This is a genomic window from Enterobacter ludwigii, from assembly GCA_023023105.1.
GTDB lineage: Bacteria > Pseudomonadota > Gammaproteobacteria > Enterobacterales > Enterobacteriaceae > Enterobacter > Enterobacter adelaidei.
This window is the reverse complement of record CP083824.1, coordinates 3,214,751-3,227,560: the sequence shown is the minus strand read 5'-3', so window position 1 is coordinate 3,227,560 and position 12,810 is coordinate 3,214,751. Positions and strand designations below refer to the sequence as shown.

Below are 12,810 nucleotides of genomic sequence, written 5' to 3'. Positions count from 1 at the left end.
GAATGTGCGGTATTGTCGGTATCGCCGGTTTCATGCCGGTAAACCAGTCGATTTATGACGCGTTAACGGTGCTTCAGCACCGTGGGCAGGATGCTGCGGGTATCATCACCATTGATGCAAACAACTGCTTCCGTTTACGTAAGGCGAATGGCCTGGTAAACGATGTGTTTGAAGCCCGCCATATGCAGCGTCTGCAAGGTAATATGGGGATCGGTCACGTTCGTTATCCTACTGCTGGCAGTTCCAGCGCCTCTGAGGCACAGCCTTTCTACGTCAACTCACCGTATGGCATTACCCTTGCCCATAACGGCAACCTGACCAACGCGCACGAGCTGCGTAAAAAGCTGTTCGAAGAGAAACGTCGCCACATTAACACTACCTCTGATTCTGAAATCCTGCTCAATGTGTTCGCCAGCGAGCTGGATAATTTCCGTCACTACCCGCTGGAAGCAGACAACATTTTTGCTGCTATTGCTGCCACAAACCGCCAGATCCGCGGCGCATATGCCTGCGTGGCGATGATCATCGGTCATGGCATGGTGGCCTTCCGCGATCCAAACGGCATTCGTCCCCTGGTGCTCGGCAAGCGCGACCTTGGCGATGGTCGTACCGAATATATGGTTGCCTCTGAGAGCGTGGCGCTGGATACCCTGGGCTTCGAATTCCTGCGTAACGTAGCCCCGGGTGAAGCGGTCTACATTACTGAGAAGGGTCAGCTGTTTACCCGCCAGTGTGCAGATAACCCGGTCAGTAATCCGTGCCTGTTCGAATACGTGTACTTCGCGCGTCCGGACTCGTTCATCGACAAGATTTCTGTCTACAGCGCACGCGTAAACATGGGCACGAAGCTGGGTGAGAAAATTGCCCGCGAGTGGGATGACCTCGACATCGACGTCGTTATTCCTATCCCGGAAACCTCCTGCGATATCGCCCTGGAAATCGCCCGCATTCTGGATAAGCCGTACCGTCAGGGCTTTGTGAAGAACCGCTACGTTGGCCGCACCTTCATCATGCCGGGCCAGCAGTTGCGCCGTAAGTCCGTGCGTCGCAAGCTGAACGCCAACCGCGCGGAATTCCGCGACAAAAACGTTCTGCTGGTGGATGACTCCATCGTCCGTGGCACTACCTCAGAGCAGATTATCGAGATGGCGCGCGAAGCGGGTGCGAAGAAAGTCTACCTGGCTTCCGCAGCGCCAGAAATTCGCTTCCCGAACGTGTATGGTATTGATATGCCAACCGCTAACGAGCTGATTGCCCACGGTCGTGAAGTGGACGAAATTCGCCAGATCATCGGTGCCGACGGCCTGATTTTCCAGGATCTGAACGATCTCATCGACGCAGTGCGTGCTGAGAACCCAGAGATTCAGCAGTTCGAGTGCTCCGTGTTCAACGGCGTCTACGTGACCAAAGATGTTGACCAGAAGTACCTCGACTATCTGGATTCGCTGCGCAACGACGATGCGAAAGCCGTCCAGCTGCAAAACGATCTCGAAAGTTTAGAGATGCACAACGAAGGTTGATGTCTCTGCAAGTGAGGGTATTCGCCCTCACTTGCAACTCCCCGCAAAATCCTGCACAGTCTGCCCTGAAATCAGTAAGGGCGAAAATCATGAAACGACTCATTGTTGGGCTCAGCGGTGCCAGTGGCGCGATTTACGGCGTACGGCTGTTACAGGTTCTGCGTAACGTAGCGGAAGTCGAAACCCATCTGGTGATGAGTCAGGCGGCGCGGCAGACTCTCTCTCTGGAAACCGATCTCTCCCTGCGTGACGTTCAGGCACTGGCAGATGTCGTTCACGATGCCCGCGATATCGCCGCCAGCATCTCCTCAGGCTCATTTAAAACCGCCGGCATGGTTATCCTGCCCTGTTCTATTAAAACGCTCTCCGGCATTGTGAACAGCTATACCGACACGCTGGTGACGCGCGCGGCAGATGTGGTGTTGAAAGAGCGCCGCCCTCTGGTTCTTTGTGTGCGGGAAACGCCGCTGCATCTGGGCCACCTGCGTTTAATGACGCAGGCCGCCGAGTTGGGGGCGGTGATCATGCCACCGGTGCCGGCGTTTTATCATCGTCCTGTCTCACTGGATGATGTGATTAACCAGACCGTTAACCGTGTACTGGATCAGTTTGATATCGACCTGCCTGAAGACCTCTTCACCCGCTGGCAAGGGGCCTGATTCTGTGCACAAACAGAGTGCATGAAAAGAGTCGTTGCCCTGTTTCAGGGCAATTATGCAACGGCGATCATATCCTCGACATTTAATTCGTTTTTTCCCTTTTTCTCTCTCCGGTTCGTTCGGCAGACCTGCTATCTTTCACCATTAAGGCAATATCGCAACGTTTTATTAACATATTTAACGTCGAAGTTTTGACCAGACGGCAATGTGGCATAAGACCTGCAAGATGAAGCCTGCAACACAACACACAACACAATACATAATAAAATCACGGTACTTGAGGGTAAATGTATGAAGAAGACGGTTCTGGCTCTGTCTTTGCTCGTGGGGTTAAGTGCGGCAGCAGGTAGCTACGCAGCGCTTCCACAGACAGTTCGTATCGGTACAGACGCAACCTACGCGCCATTCTCTTCCAAAGATGCGAAAGGCGATTTCGTGGGGTTTGATATCGATCTGGGAAATGAGATGTGCAAACGCATTGCGGTGAAATGCACATGGGTGGGCAGCGACTTTGACGCGTTAATCCCGTCGCTGAAAGCCAAGAAAATCGACGCCATTATCTCTTCTCTCTCCATCACCGAAAAACGTCAGCAGGAGATTGCCTTCTCTGACAAGCTCTACGCTGCGGATTCTCGCCTGATTGCGCAGAAAGGTTCCCCTATCAAGCCAACCATTGACTCGCTGAAAGGCAAGCATGTCGGTGTGCTTCAGGGGTCAACTCAGGAAGGTTACGCCAATGCAAACTGGCGTGAGAAGGGCGTAGACGTCGTCGCGTACCAGAACCAGGATTTGATTTATTCTGACCTGGCAGCAGGTCGTCTGGATGCGGCATTCCAGGATGAAGTGGCCGCAAGCGAAGGCTTCCTGAAGCAACCTGCGGGTAAAGACTACGCGTTTGCAGGCCCGTCAGTGAAGGACAAAAAGTACTTTGGTGACGGTACCGGTATTGGCCTGCGTAAGGATGATACCGAGCTGAAAGCCGCCTTTGACAAAGCGTTCGCAGAGCTGCGTAAAGACGGTACTTACGACAAACTGGCGAAGAAATACTTCGACTTCAACGTATACGGTGAATAACACCTGACGGTAACGCACCAGAAAGGTGCGTTACGGGAGCGGTTGACCCAATGCAGTGCATTTGTTGCACTGTATTGGATCGCTTTGTGCATACTTACGCATTTATAATGCAAAAAATCCCAGCTGAAGGGCATTAATCTTTGCCTGTCAGAGGGGATTGATGGCACATTAGCACCACCCCGTCGTCGTAAAAATCCCGTATGAAGACAGTTTGTTGAGGACAGATATGAAAAAACTCGTGTTATCACTATCTCTGGTACTGGCTTTTTCCAGCGCCACCGCGGCATTCGCAGCCATTCCGCAGAAAATTCGTATTGGTACCGATCCTACCTATGCGCCATTCGAGTCAAAGAATTCTAAGGGTGAACTGGTTGGTTTTGACATCGATCTGGCCAATGAGCTGTGCAAACGCATCAAAGCAGAATGTACCTACGTTGAAAACCCACTGGACGCGTTGATCCCTTCTCTGAAAGCCAAAAAAATCGACGTGATTATGTCCTCACTCTCTATCACCGAAAAACGCCAGCAGGAGATTGCCTTCACGGACAAACTCTACGCGGCTGATTCCCGTCTGGTGGTGGCGAAATCGTCTGACATTCAACCAACGCTGGAGTCGCTGAAAGGCAAACGCGTCGGCGTGCTGCAGGGCACCACGCAGGAAACCTACGGTAACGAACACTGGGCACCGAAAGGGATTGAAATTGTCTCCTATCAGGGCCAGGAAAATATCTATGCTGACCTGACGGCAGGCCGTATTGATGCGGCATTCCAGGATGAAGTCGCGGCGAGCGAAGGCTTCCTGAAGACGCCGGTGGGTAAAGATTACAAGTTTGGCGGTCCGTCCATTAAGGATGTGAAGTTGTTTGGCGTGGGCACCGGTATGGGCCTGCGTAAAGAAGACAACGAATTACGTGAAGCGCTGAACAAAGCGTTTGCCGAAATGCGCGCTGACGGCACGTACGACAAACTGGCGAAAAAATACTTTGATTTTAATGTTTACGGCGGCTAATCGCCCCGTCAAATAACGTGCGGCCCCTCCCGCAGTGGGAGGGGAAAAGACACGGTTCCACCACTCACGATACGACAGGGCTCGCGGTATGCTGTACGGATTTTCTGGCGTTATTTTACAGGGCGCGCTTGTCACCCTTGAGCTGGCGATCAGCTCCGTGGTGCTGGCGGTGCTGATAGGTCTGGCGGGTGCCGGTGCGAAGCTTTCAGCTAACAAACCACTGGCGTTGATTTTTGAAGGCTATACCACGCTCATTCGCGGTGTTCCCGATCTGGTGCTGATGCTGCTTATCTTCTACGGTCTGCAGATTGCGCTGAACAGCGTGACGGACGCGATGGGCATGGGACAAATTGATATTGACCCGATGGTGGCTGGTATTATCACCCTCGGTTTTATCTACGGAGCCTACTTCACTGAAACTTTCCGCGGTGCTTACATGGCCGTGCCGAAAGGTCACATTGAGGCGGCAACCGCATTTGGTTTTACCTCCTCACAAACGTTTCGCCGAATCATGTTCCCGGCCATGATGCGCTATGCGCTTCCGGGTATCGGTAACAACTGGCAGGTTATCCTCAAAGCGACGGCGCTGGTCTCGCTGCTCGGTCTGGAAGACGTCGTTAAAGCGACTCAGCTGGCGGGCAAGAGCACCTGGGAGCCGTTCTACTTTGCGGTGGTCTGTGGCGTGATTTATCTGGTCTTTACGACCGTCTCCAATGGTGTGCTGCTTCTGCTCGAGCGTCGCTACTCCGTGGGTGTGAAGAGGGCTGACCTGTGATTGAGATTATTCAGGAATACTGGAAATCGCTGCTGTGGACAGATGGCTATCGCTTTACCGGCGTGGCGATTACGCTCTGGCTGCTGATCTCCTCCGTGGTGATGGGCGGAATTCTGGCGGTGTTTCTTGCCATTGGCCGCGTGTCGAACAATAAATATATCCAGTTCCCGATCTGGCTGTTTACCTATGTGTTTCGCGGCACACCGCTGTACGTGCAGCTGCTGGTGTTCTATTCGGGGATGTACACGCTTGAGATCGTAAAAGGCACTGAGATGCTGAATGCGTTCTTCCGCAGTGGCCTGAACTGTACGGTGCTGGCGTTGACGCTCAATACCTGCGCCTATACCACCGAGATTTTCGCGGGGGCAATTCGTTCCGTGCCTTACGGTGAAATCGAGGCGGCGCGCGCGTACGGTTTCTCGTCAGTGAAACTTTACCGCTGCATTATTCTGCCGTCGGCACTGCGTATCGCGCTACCGGCGTACAGTAACGAAGTGATTTTGATGCTGCACTCCACCGCGCTCGCCTTTACCGCGACGGTGCCGGATCTGCTTAAAATTGCGCGCGATATTAACTCCGCGACCTATCAGCCGTTTACCGCGTTTGGCATTGCGGCGGTGCTCTATTTAATTATCTCTTATGTTCTGATTAGCCTGTTCCGTAAGGCTGAAAAACGCTGGTTGCAGCATATAAAACCTTCTTCGACGCACTGAGAAAGATGATGGCTGAGAACAAATTAAACGTTATTGATTTGCACAAACGCTACGGCGAACATGAAGTGCTGAAAGGGGTGTCGCTGCAGGCGAATGCGGGCGACGTGATCAGTATTATCGGCTCATCCGGCTCGGGAAAAAGTACCTTCCTGCGCTGCATCAACTTCCTCGAAAAACCGAGTGAAGGCTCGATTGTGGTGAGCGGACAGAATATCAACCTGGTCCGTGACAAAGACGGTCAGCTCAAGGTTGCAGATAAGAATCAGCTGCGACTGCTGCGTACGCGCCTGACGATGGTGTTCCAGCACTTCAACCTCTGGAGCCATATGACGGTGCTGGAGAACGTGATGGAAGCGCCGATTCAGGTGCTGGGCCTGAGCAAGCAGGAAGCCCGCGAGCGCGCGGTGAAATACCTGGCAAAAGTGGGTATCGACGAGCGCCAGCAGATGAAATACCCGGTGCATCTCTCCGGTGGTCAGCAGCAGCGTGTGTCCATCGCCCGCGCGCTGGCGATGGAACCCGAGGTATTGCTGTTCGACGAACCGACCTCCGCGCTGGACCCTGAACTCGTTGGCGAAGTGCTGCGCATCATGCAGAAACTGGCCGAAGAGGGGAAAACGATGGTGGTGGTCACCCATGAGATGGGCTTCGCCCGTAACGTCTCGAATCACGTTATCTTCCTGCATCAGGGGAAAATAGAAGAGCAGGGGCATCCGGACGAGGTGCTGGCAAATCCGCAAAGCCCGCGTTTGCAGCAGTTCCTGAAGGGCTCACTGAAGTAGATTTGCCTTTCTCCCTCTCCCCTTTGGGAGAGGGCTGGAGTGCGGCATCAAACTGTACCGCACTCCAGCCGATACACCCAGTCGTCATAGCGCACGCCGTCAATTTCATACGCTTTTTCCAGCACCTGCGTACGCACAAATCCGGCTTTCTCTAATACCCGCACCGAGCCGCCGTTATCTGCCAGCACGTAGGCGTTAATCGCTTTCACGCCGGTCTGGTTAAACGCATAGTCACACACCGCGCGCAGCGCCTCGCTGGCAATCCCTTTTCCCTGCGCGGCAGGCACAACCGTATAGCCGATATCGGCCTCTTCACGATTCTCAGGGCTGATTTGCAGGCCAATGTCACCAAGCGGTGTGTCATCATCCCGCAAACGAATGACAAATACATGGGCAGCAGTGAGTCGCGCGGCAAACACGCGTCGGGTTTCTTTTTCCGGGGCGATGGCGGCCATATAGCGCATGATGCTGCGATCTTCTCGCAGCGAGCGGAAGAAGGCCCAGTCAGTGGGTTCAAAAGGAGTGAGGTGAAGCCGGGGAGTGGTGATCGTTGCCATTGTTACGCCATTTATTCGGAACATGGTCTGTCACTGTAACATATTCACCGTACTACATCCCCCAGCGCCTCTTCTAATTCATACCAGCGGAACGCAAATCCGGCCGCTTCCAGCCGTTTTGGCAGCGCCCGTTGCCCACCTAATGCCAGCACCGATGCTTCCCCCATTATCAGGCGAATTACCGTTGCAGGGACACGTAAAATCGCCGGACGATGCAGGGCGTGCCCCAGCGCGTGGGCAAACTGTTCGTTACGCACCGGATACGGCGCAACCATGTTAAACGGCCCGCGCAGATCGTTATCCAGCAGCCAGAGAATGCCGTTCACCATATCGTCAATGTGGATCCACGCCATATACTGGCGGCCATTACCTATGGGGCCGCCGAGCCCGAGCCTGAAAGGGGGAAGCATCTTCGCCAGAATGCCGCCTTTCGGCGCAAGCACTACGCCGGTACGCAACAGGCAGACGCGGGTGCGATCGCTCTGCGCGGCACAGGCAATGCGTTCCCACTGGGCGCAGAGTTTGTGGGTAAACTCGTTATGGGGGGGCTCTTCCTCGGTCACTACCACTTCGCCGAGATCGCCGTAATAGCCCACTGCTGAGCCTGAAATCAACACCGAAGGCGGGGTGTGGCTATTGCGGATAAGCTCAACCAGCTTTTCGGTAATGTTCCACCGACTGCTGCAGAGCAACTGTTTTTGCTCTTCCGTCCAGCGTTTATCGGCGATGGGTTCGCCTGCCAGGTTGATGACGGCGTCAAAGCCGTCCAGATTTTGCTGCTCGGACAAATTTTTCCAGATGTCGACACCCGTCCCCAGCACCTGGCGCGCTTTCTCCGGGCTGCGCGTCACAACGGTAATGTCGTGATGCAGCGCCTGCAGGCGCGCAACGAGATGATGACCAATCAATCCTGTACCGCCGGTCAGCAAAATCTTCATACAACCTCCAGGTTTACGCCTGGTGTTGCCAGCTTAACGTCATGGAGACGGAATCGGCATAACGCAGGGCGTGAAGTTTATCGATCTCTACTTCAGCATAAGTGACCCAGTGATGTTCGCGTGCGATGTCGAGCACATCCTGAGTTAATTTTTCCAGCAGAGAGAAGCGGTTATTTTCCACGTACTGGATGATGTTTTTGGTGATGGTGCGGTAGTTCAGCGCATCATTGATGTCTTCACTCGCCCGCGCTTTATCTGCCGGGTAGTGAATCACCACGTTAATGACAATATCCTGACGGTTGGCGATCTCTTCCTCTTTGATACCGATGAAGGTACGCAGGCGTAAATTTTTTATACGAATAATAGCGTCTGGCTGTGACATTGCAGGTCTTCTCCGTGTCAGTATTTCCGGCTCATAATACATGAGAGGCACCCAGCCTCATACAGGGTTAAATTTGCTGAATTTTTTGCATCGCGCGTTCGGTGGCCGGGCGGGTCCGAATACGCTCAAACCAGTTGTTCACCGCCGGGTAAGAGGCCAGGTCAATTCGGTGCTTTTCGAAGGTATTCACCCATGGCCAGCAGGCGATATCAGCAATACTGTAATGATCGCCCCCGAGCCACGGCGTTTTCTCCAGGCGACGATTCAGGACGCCATAGAGCCGTTGAGTTTCTACCTGGTAACGTTCTATCGCATAGGGAATGGGCTGCGGGGCGTAAGCGGTAAAATGGTGATTTTGCCCCAGCATGGGACCCAGCCCACTCACCTGCCAGAACAGCCATTGCAAAGTATGGGGGCGTTCACGCAATTCACCGCTCAACAGTTTGCCGGTTTTTTCCGCCAGGTAGAGCAAAATTTCGCCGGATTCAAACAGGCTCAATGGTCTGCCCCCATCCACTGGCTGGTTATCTATGATGGCTGGGATTTTATTGTTTGGTGAGATAGCCAGAAAGAGAGGGCTAAATTGATCGCCTTTGCTGATATCCACGCGAATGATCCGGTAATCCAGTTCGGCCTCTTCAAGAAAGAGGGTGATCTTTTGGCCGTTTGGGGTAGGGGCATAATAAAGGTCGATCATTTTCAACTCTTCTCCATGTGAAGAATGGCGTCATGAAAATGAGTATAGGTGGTTGTTGTAAATCGTGAGTTTTCATCAAGTGACAGCAAGGCAAAGAGATTATATGTTGAGTAAAAACCGATCAGCCGATGAGGATGTTATGAACCAGCCTGTAATCACATTGTGGTCCGATGCGAATTTCTTTTCTCCCTATGTAATGAGCGTATACGTTGCGCTGGCTGAAAAGGGGCTCACTTTTACGCTGAAGACCGTTGATCTTGATGGTGGTGAACATCTCAAGCCGCAGTGGCAGGGCTACGACCTGACCCGACGTGTACCGGTGCTGGAAATAGATGGATTTGCGCTGAGCGAATCGTCAGCGATTGATGAATATCTGGAAGATCGCTTCGCGCCACCAGAATGGGAACGTATCTACCCTCACGATCTGCAAAAGCGTGCCCGGGCGCGGCAGATTCAGGCGTGGCTGCGTAGCGATCTGGTACCGATTCGCGTGGAACGCTCGACAGACGTTGTGTTTGCCGGGGTGAAAAAACCAGCCCTGAGCGCAGAAGGCACAGAAAGCGCGCAAAAACTGATTGAAACCGCCACCTCACTGCTTGCGCATGGCAACCCGAACCTGTTCGGCGAGTGGTGCATTGCCGACGCCGATCTGGCGTTGATGTTAAACCGCTTAATCCTCAACGGTGATGAAGTGCCGCAACTGCTGGTGGATTATGCTGCGTTTCAATGGCAGCGAGCCTCTGTGCAGCGCTATGTGGCACTCTCCGCTAAGCGTGCGGGCTGATAACCCCTGGCGCTTCAGGTATGATAAGGGTAGTTTGTTTTCCCGAGGAGTGACTGATGAAACTAATGTTTGCGTCGGATATCCATGGATCGCTGCCCGCTACCGAGCGAGTTCTTTCCCTGTTTGCGCAAAGCGGTGCGCAGTGGCTGATCATTCTGGGCGATGTGCTCAATCACGGACCGCGTAATGCGCTACCGGAAGGCTATGCCCCGGCGCAAGTGGCGGAAAAGCTCAACCAGCATGCCTCGCGCATCATCGCCGTTCGCGGTAACTGCGACAGCGAAGTCGATCAGATGCTGTTGCATTTTCCTCTTACCGCGCCGTGGCAACAGGTACTGCTGGAAAAAAGTCGCCTGTTTCTGACGCATGGGCATCTTTTTAGCCCGGATAATCTCCCGACGCTGGCGGCTGGCGATGTCCTGGTTTACGGTCATACTCATATTCCGGTTGCTGAAAAGCGCGGTGAGATTTATCACTTTAACCCGGGGTCGGTCAGCATACCCAAAGGCGGATACCCTGCGAGCTATGGCATGCTCGATGGAAATACGTTAAGCGTTATCGCACTTAATGATCAGCAAGTTATTGCGCAGGTAGCGATTAATCCGTAAGTTACACCTCAACTGCAAACGCGCCGAAAGAGCGCTTAGACGAGAAGGTTTCCCGATGGTGGAGCAGAATCATTTGGCAAGTACAGAGTGGGTTGACATTGTCAGCGAAGAGAATGAAGTGATCGCGCAGGCCAGCCGCGAACAAATGCGTGCGGAACGTCTGCGTCATCGTGCGACATATATCGTTGTTCATGACGGTATGGGTAAAATTCTGGTTCAGCGCCGCACGGACACCAAAGATTTTCTCCCGGGTATGCTGGATGCCACTGCAGGCGGTGTGGTCCAGGCTGATGAAGTGCTGCTGGATTCCGCGCGTCGTGAAGCGGAAGAAGAGTTAGGTATTGCGGGCGTACCGTTTGCCGAACATGGGCAGTTCTATTTTGAGGATGAAAACTGCCGCGTCTGGGGCGGGTTGTTTAGCTGCGTCTCTCACGGGCCGTTTGCCCTGCAGGAAGAAGAAGTCAGCGAAGTGAACTGGATGACGCCGGAAGAAATTACCGCGCGTTGCGACGAGTTCACTCCAGATTCATTAAAAGCGCTGGCACTGTGGATGAGCCGTAACGCGAATAACGAGTCGACCAAATCAGAGAAAGAGGAAGAGGCTGAGTAAGCCTTAGCAACTCTCTCGCAGACACAGACTGGACGCGATGGGCTTTTGATCGCGCCAGTCTCCGTCATTCAGACGTTCCAGAAGTGCTTTCCCTGCTTCAATCCCAATCTTACGATGCGGCACTGCCATCGTCGTCAGCGGCGGCTGACAGACGCGGCTCACATCGCTGTCGCCAAAGCCTACCACCGCCAGATCGTCTGGTACCTTGATTCGCCTGCGCTGACATTCATACAGCGCGCCACAGGCCAGTTCGTCTGAGACGCACACCAGCGCATCCAGTTCAGGCCATGCCAGCAGGAATTCCGGCAGTTGCGCGGCGCCGGTCGAGAAAACTGGCGGCATGGCAGCGTTAATGACCCGGTTCGGTGACATATGGTGGCGAAGCATCGCTTTGTACCAGCCCTGTAAATGCTGCTGGAAAATCCACTGTTCCTGGTTGGCGCACAGCAGACCAATATTTTGATAGCCGCGCTTAATGACCATTTCCGTCAGTTCGTACATGGCCGCTACGTTATCAATCCCGATATTCATATCAATCGGATCGGCACGCATGGCCCCCATTTCCATTACCGGAATGGAGGCATTTTTCAGCCAGTGGCGAACAGTGTCAGTGTGTTCAACACTGAGCAAAATGGCGGCGGCAATATTCGACGCCAGCAGTGTCTCCAGCAGCTTCTCTTCCTGTTCAAGACGATGCTGGGATTCTGCCAGCATGATCTGATAGCCGGCAGGCTGCAGCACCTGCTGTAGCCCGGCGAACATCTCTGAACAGCCGGCCTCGGAGAGATTAGGAACGACCATCGCAATCGTCCATGACGAGGCTGAGGCCAGTGCACTGGCCGCAAGATTGGGCATATAACCTAACTCTTGCACCGCGGCTTCAATTTTTTCTCGCAGTTTATCGGAAACCTGTTCGGGCGTGCGGAGTGCACGGGACACGGTCATCGTGCCCACACCGGCAAGCTGTGCGACATCGGCGAGTGTCACTTTACCGGTACTGCGCCGTTTTCGGGTTAGAGACATACACCTTCCTGCTGACCAGACGCGTTCTTATTTTCCTTCGTTTCACGTGACAGGCAGTATACGCCCTAAATCCCTTTTTTTGCTGTGATTTCACTCCATGATTACAATTTGATAGCGCTATCACATTTCTGAATGTTAGCGGTTGGTAGCGCTATCTTTGTGATCTTGATCGCAGCCAAGTATTGATGTGTTGAATAAAGTTTGCTCATCTTTTGCAGTGTGACGGGAGTGAAAAGTGCTGAATAAATGGATATATGATACAACCATCACGCTTCAGGAAAGCGTTGAAAGCTGGCCACAGGCGCTGGAGATCTGTGCAAAACCGTTGCTGGATCTGCAGGTGATCGCGCCGGAATACGTCACGGCGATCGTTGAACAACATCGTACATTAGGACCTTACTATGTGCTGGCACCAGGGCTGGCGATGCCGCATGCGCGGCCGGAGGAAGGCGCCAAAGGACTGGGGTTGTCTTTATTAAAACTAAAACAGGGCGTCTCTTTTGGTGCCGGTGAGTTTGACCCTGTCGATGTCATTATTATGCTCGCGGCGCCGGACAAACATAGCCATATCGAGATGATTTCTGCACTGGCTGAGCTATTTTCCAGCGATGAAGATATGGCTGAATTGCATCAGGCAAATACCCTGGAGGAAATTAAAACGATTATTGACCGCTTCTGA

Annotated in this window: 16 protein-coding genes; 11 read left to right on the top strand and 5 right to left on the bottom strand. The window is 53.4% G+C overall.

The window, feature by feature from the left end; all coding sequences use genetic code 11:
• Positions 1-2: 2 nt before the first annotated feature.
• From purF to hisP, 7 genes are all read left to right on the top strand, one after another.
• Positions 3-1,520 (top strand): amidophosphoribosyltransferase, encoded by a 1,518-nt coding sequence (purF, locus tag LCD46_15605; protein UOY69497.1) that lies wholly within the window; start codon positions 3-5, stop codon positions 1,518-1,520.
• An 89-nt stretch (positions 1,521-1,609) separates the two neighbouring features.
• Positions 1,610-2,179 (top strand): UbiX family flavin prenyltransferase, encoded by a 570-nt coding sequence (locus LCD46_15600; GenBank protein ID UOY69496.1) that lies wholly within the window; start codon positions 1,610-1,612, stop codon positions 2,177-2,179.
• A gap of 291 nt (positions 2,180-2,470) precedes the next feature.
• Positions 2,471-3,253 (top strand): lysine/arginine/ornithine ABC transporter substrate-binding protein ArgT, encoded by a 783-nt coding sequence (argT, locus tag LCD46_15595; protein ID UOY69495.1) that lies wholly within the window; start codon positions 2,471-2,473, stop codon positions 3,251-3,253.
• Between the two features lie 226 nt (positions 3,254-3,479).
• A complete protein-coding gene (gene hisJ, locus LCD46_15590; GenBank protein ID UOY69494.1) occupies positions 3,480-4,262 on the top strand; it encodes a histidine ABC transporter substrate-binding protein HisJ in 783 nt (260 codons plus the stop codon).
• An 88-nt stretch (positions 4,263-4,350) separates the two neighbouring features.
• Positions 4,351-5,037 (top strand): histidine ABC transporter permease HisQ, encoded by a 687-nt coding sequence (locus tag LCD46_15585; protein ID UOY69493.1) that lies wholly within the window; start codon positions 4,351-4,353, stop codon positions 5,035-5,037.
• Complete coding sequence (locus LCD46_15580; GenBank protein UOY69492.1) at positions 5,034-5,750, top strand: ABC transporter permease; 717 nt, start codon at positions 5,034-5,036, stop codon at positions 5,748-5,750. Before LCD46_15585 ends, LCD46_15580 begins: the two co-directional genes overlap by 4 nt.
• 8 nt (positions 5,751-5,758) lie before the next feature.
• Positions 5,759-6,532 carry a histidine ABC transporter ATP-binding protein HisP gene (hisP, locus tag LCD46_15575; GenBank protein UOY69491.1) on the top strand — a complete coding sequence of 258 codons (774 nt, stop codon included), beginning with the start codon at positions 5,759-5,761 and terminating at the stop codon, positions 6,530-6,532.
• Positions 6,533-6,579: 47 nt separating this feature from the next.
• Here hisP and LCD46_15570 read toward each other — a convergent pair whose 3' ends face one another.
• The 4 genes from LCD46_15570 to yfcG all read right to left on the bottom strand — a co-directional run bounded on the left by LCD46_15570 (position 6,580) and on the right by yfcG (position 9,106).
• Complete coding sequence (locus LCD46_15570) at positions 6,580-7,089, bottom strand: GNAT family N-acetyltransferase (GenBank protein ID UOY69490.1); 510 nt, start codon at positions 7,087-7,089, stop codon at positions 6,580-6,582.
• Between the two features lie 44 nt (positions 7,090-7,133).
• Positions 7,134-8,027: a TIGR01777 family oxidoreductase gene (locus LCD46_15565; GenBank protein UOY69489.1), complete on the bottom strand. Its 894-nt coding sequence runs from the start codon at positions 8,025-8,027 to the stop codon at positions 7,134-7,136.
• Positions 8,028-8,040: 13 nt separating this feature from the next.
• Complete coding sequence (gene folX / locus LCD46_15560; GenBank protein ID UOY69488.1) at positions 8,041-8,409, bottom strand: dihydroneopterin triphosphate 2'-epimerase; 369 nt, start codon at positions 8,407-8,409, stop codon at positions 8,041-8,043.
• 67 nt (positions 8,410-8,476) lie between these two features.
• Positions 8,477-9,106 (bottom strand): GSH-dependent disulfide bond oxidoreductase, encoded by a 630-nt coding sequence (gene yfcG / locus LCD46_15555; protein ID UOY69487.1) that lies wholly within the window; start codon positions 9,104-9,106, stop codon positions 8,477-8,479.
• Positions 9,107-9,245: 139 nt separating this feature from the next.
• On the opposite strand from yfcG, the gene yfcF reads away from it, so the two are divergent.
• From yfcF to yfcD, 3 genes are read left to right on the top strand one after another with little or no spacing between them, the layout of a single operon-like run.
• A complete protein-coding gene (gene yfcF / locus LCD46_15550) occupies positions 9,246-9,890 on the top strand; it encodes a glutathione transferase (protein UOY69486.1) in 645 nt (214 codons plus the stop codon).
• 56 nt (positions 9,891-9,946) lie between these two features.
• Entirely contained in the window at positions 9,947-10,498 is a 552-nt protein-coding gene (gene yfcE / locus LCD46_15545; GenBank protein ID UOY69485.1) for a phosphodiesterase, read from the top strand.
• A 55-nt stretch (positions 10,499-10,553) separates the two neighbouring features.
• Positions 10,554-11,108, top strand: coding sequence for an NUDIX hydrolase YfcD (gene yfcD, locus LCD46_15540; protein ID UOY69484.1), 555 nt, complete (start codon positions 10,554-10,556; stop codon positions 11,106-11,108).
• A 3-nt stretch (positions 11,109-11,111) separates the two neighbouring features.
• On the opposite strand, the gene LCD46_15535 is transcribed toward yfcD, so the two are convergent.
• Positions 11,112-12,131, bottom strand: coding sequence for a LacI family DNA-binding transcriptional regulator (locus LCD46_15535; protein ID UOY69483.1), 1,020 nt, complete (start codon positions 12,129-12,131; stop codon positions 11,112-11,114).
• A gap of 235 nt (positions 12,132-12,366) precedes the next feature.
• Between LCD46_15535 and LCD46_15530 the strand changes: the two genes are divergently transcribed.
• A complete protein-coding gene (locus LCD46_15530; protein ID UOY69482.1) occupies positions 12,367-12,810 on the top strand; it encodes a PTS sugar transporter subunit IIA in 444 nt (147 codons plus the stop codon).

Excerpts from the sequence above, each read along its gene's own strand:
- hisP (UOY69491.1), top strand. The coding sequence starts at position 5,759 with ATGGCTGAGAACAAATTAAACGTTATTGATTTGCACAAACGCTACGGC.
- argT (UOY69495.1), top strand. The coding sequence starts at position 2,471 with ATGAAGAAGACGGTTCTGGCTCTGTCTTTGCTCGTGGGGTTAAGTGCG.
- hisJ (UOY69494.1), top strand. The coding sequence starts at position 3,480 with ATGAAAAAACTCGTGTTATCACTATCTCTGGTACTGGCTTTTTCCAGC.
- folX (UOY69488.1), bottom strand. The coding sequence starts at position 8,409 with ATGTCACAGCCAGACGCTATTATTCGTATAAAAAATTTACGCCTGCGT.
- LCD46_15565 (UOY69489.1), bottom strand. The coding sequence starts at position 8,027 with ATGAAGATTTTGCTGACCGGCGGTACAGGATTGATTGGTCATCATCTC.
- LCD46_15585 (UOY69493.1), top strand. The coding sequence starts at position 4,351 with ATGCTGTACGGATTTTCTGGCGTTATTTTACAGGGCGCGCTTGTCACC.
- yfcD (UOY69484.1), top strand. The coding sequence starts at position 10,554 with ATGGTGGAGCAGAATCATTTGGCAAGTACAGAGTGGGTTGACATTGTC.
- LCD46_15600 (UOY69496.1), top strand. The coding sequence starts at position 1,610 with ATGAAACGACTCATTGTTGGGCTCAGCGGTGCCAGTGGCGCGATTTAC.
- LCD46_15570 (UOY69490.1), bottom strand. The coding sequence starts at position 7,089 with ATGGCAACGATCACCACTCCCCGGCTTCACCTCACTCCTTTTGAACCC.
- yfcE (UOY69485.1), top strand. The coding sequence starts at position 9,947 with ATGAAACTAATGTTTGCGTCGGATATCCATGGATCGCTGCCCGCTACC.
- yfcF (UOY69486.1), top strand. The coding sequence starts at position 9,246 with ATGAACCAGCCTGTAATCACATTGTGGTCCGATGCGAATTTCTTTTCT.
- purF (UOY69497.1), top strand. The coding sequence starts at position 3 with ATGTGCGGTATTGTCGGTATCGCCGGTTTCATGCCGGTAAACCAGTCG.
- yfcG (UOY69487.1), bottom strand. The coding sequence starts at position 9,106 with ATGATCGACCTTTATTATGCCCCTACCCCAAACGGCCAAAAGATCACC.
- LCD46_15535 (UOY69483.1), bottom strand. The coding sequence starts at position 12,131 with ATGTCTCTAACCCGAAAACGGCGCAGTACCGGTAAAGTGACACTCGCC.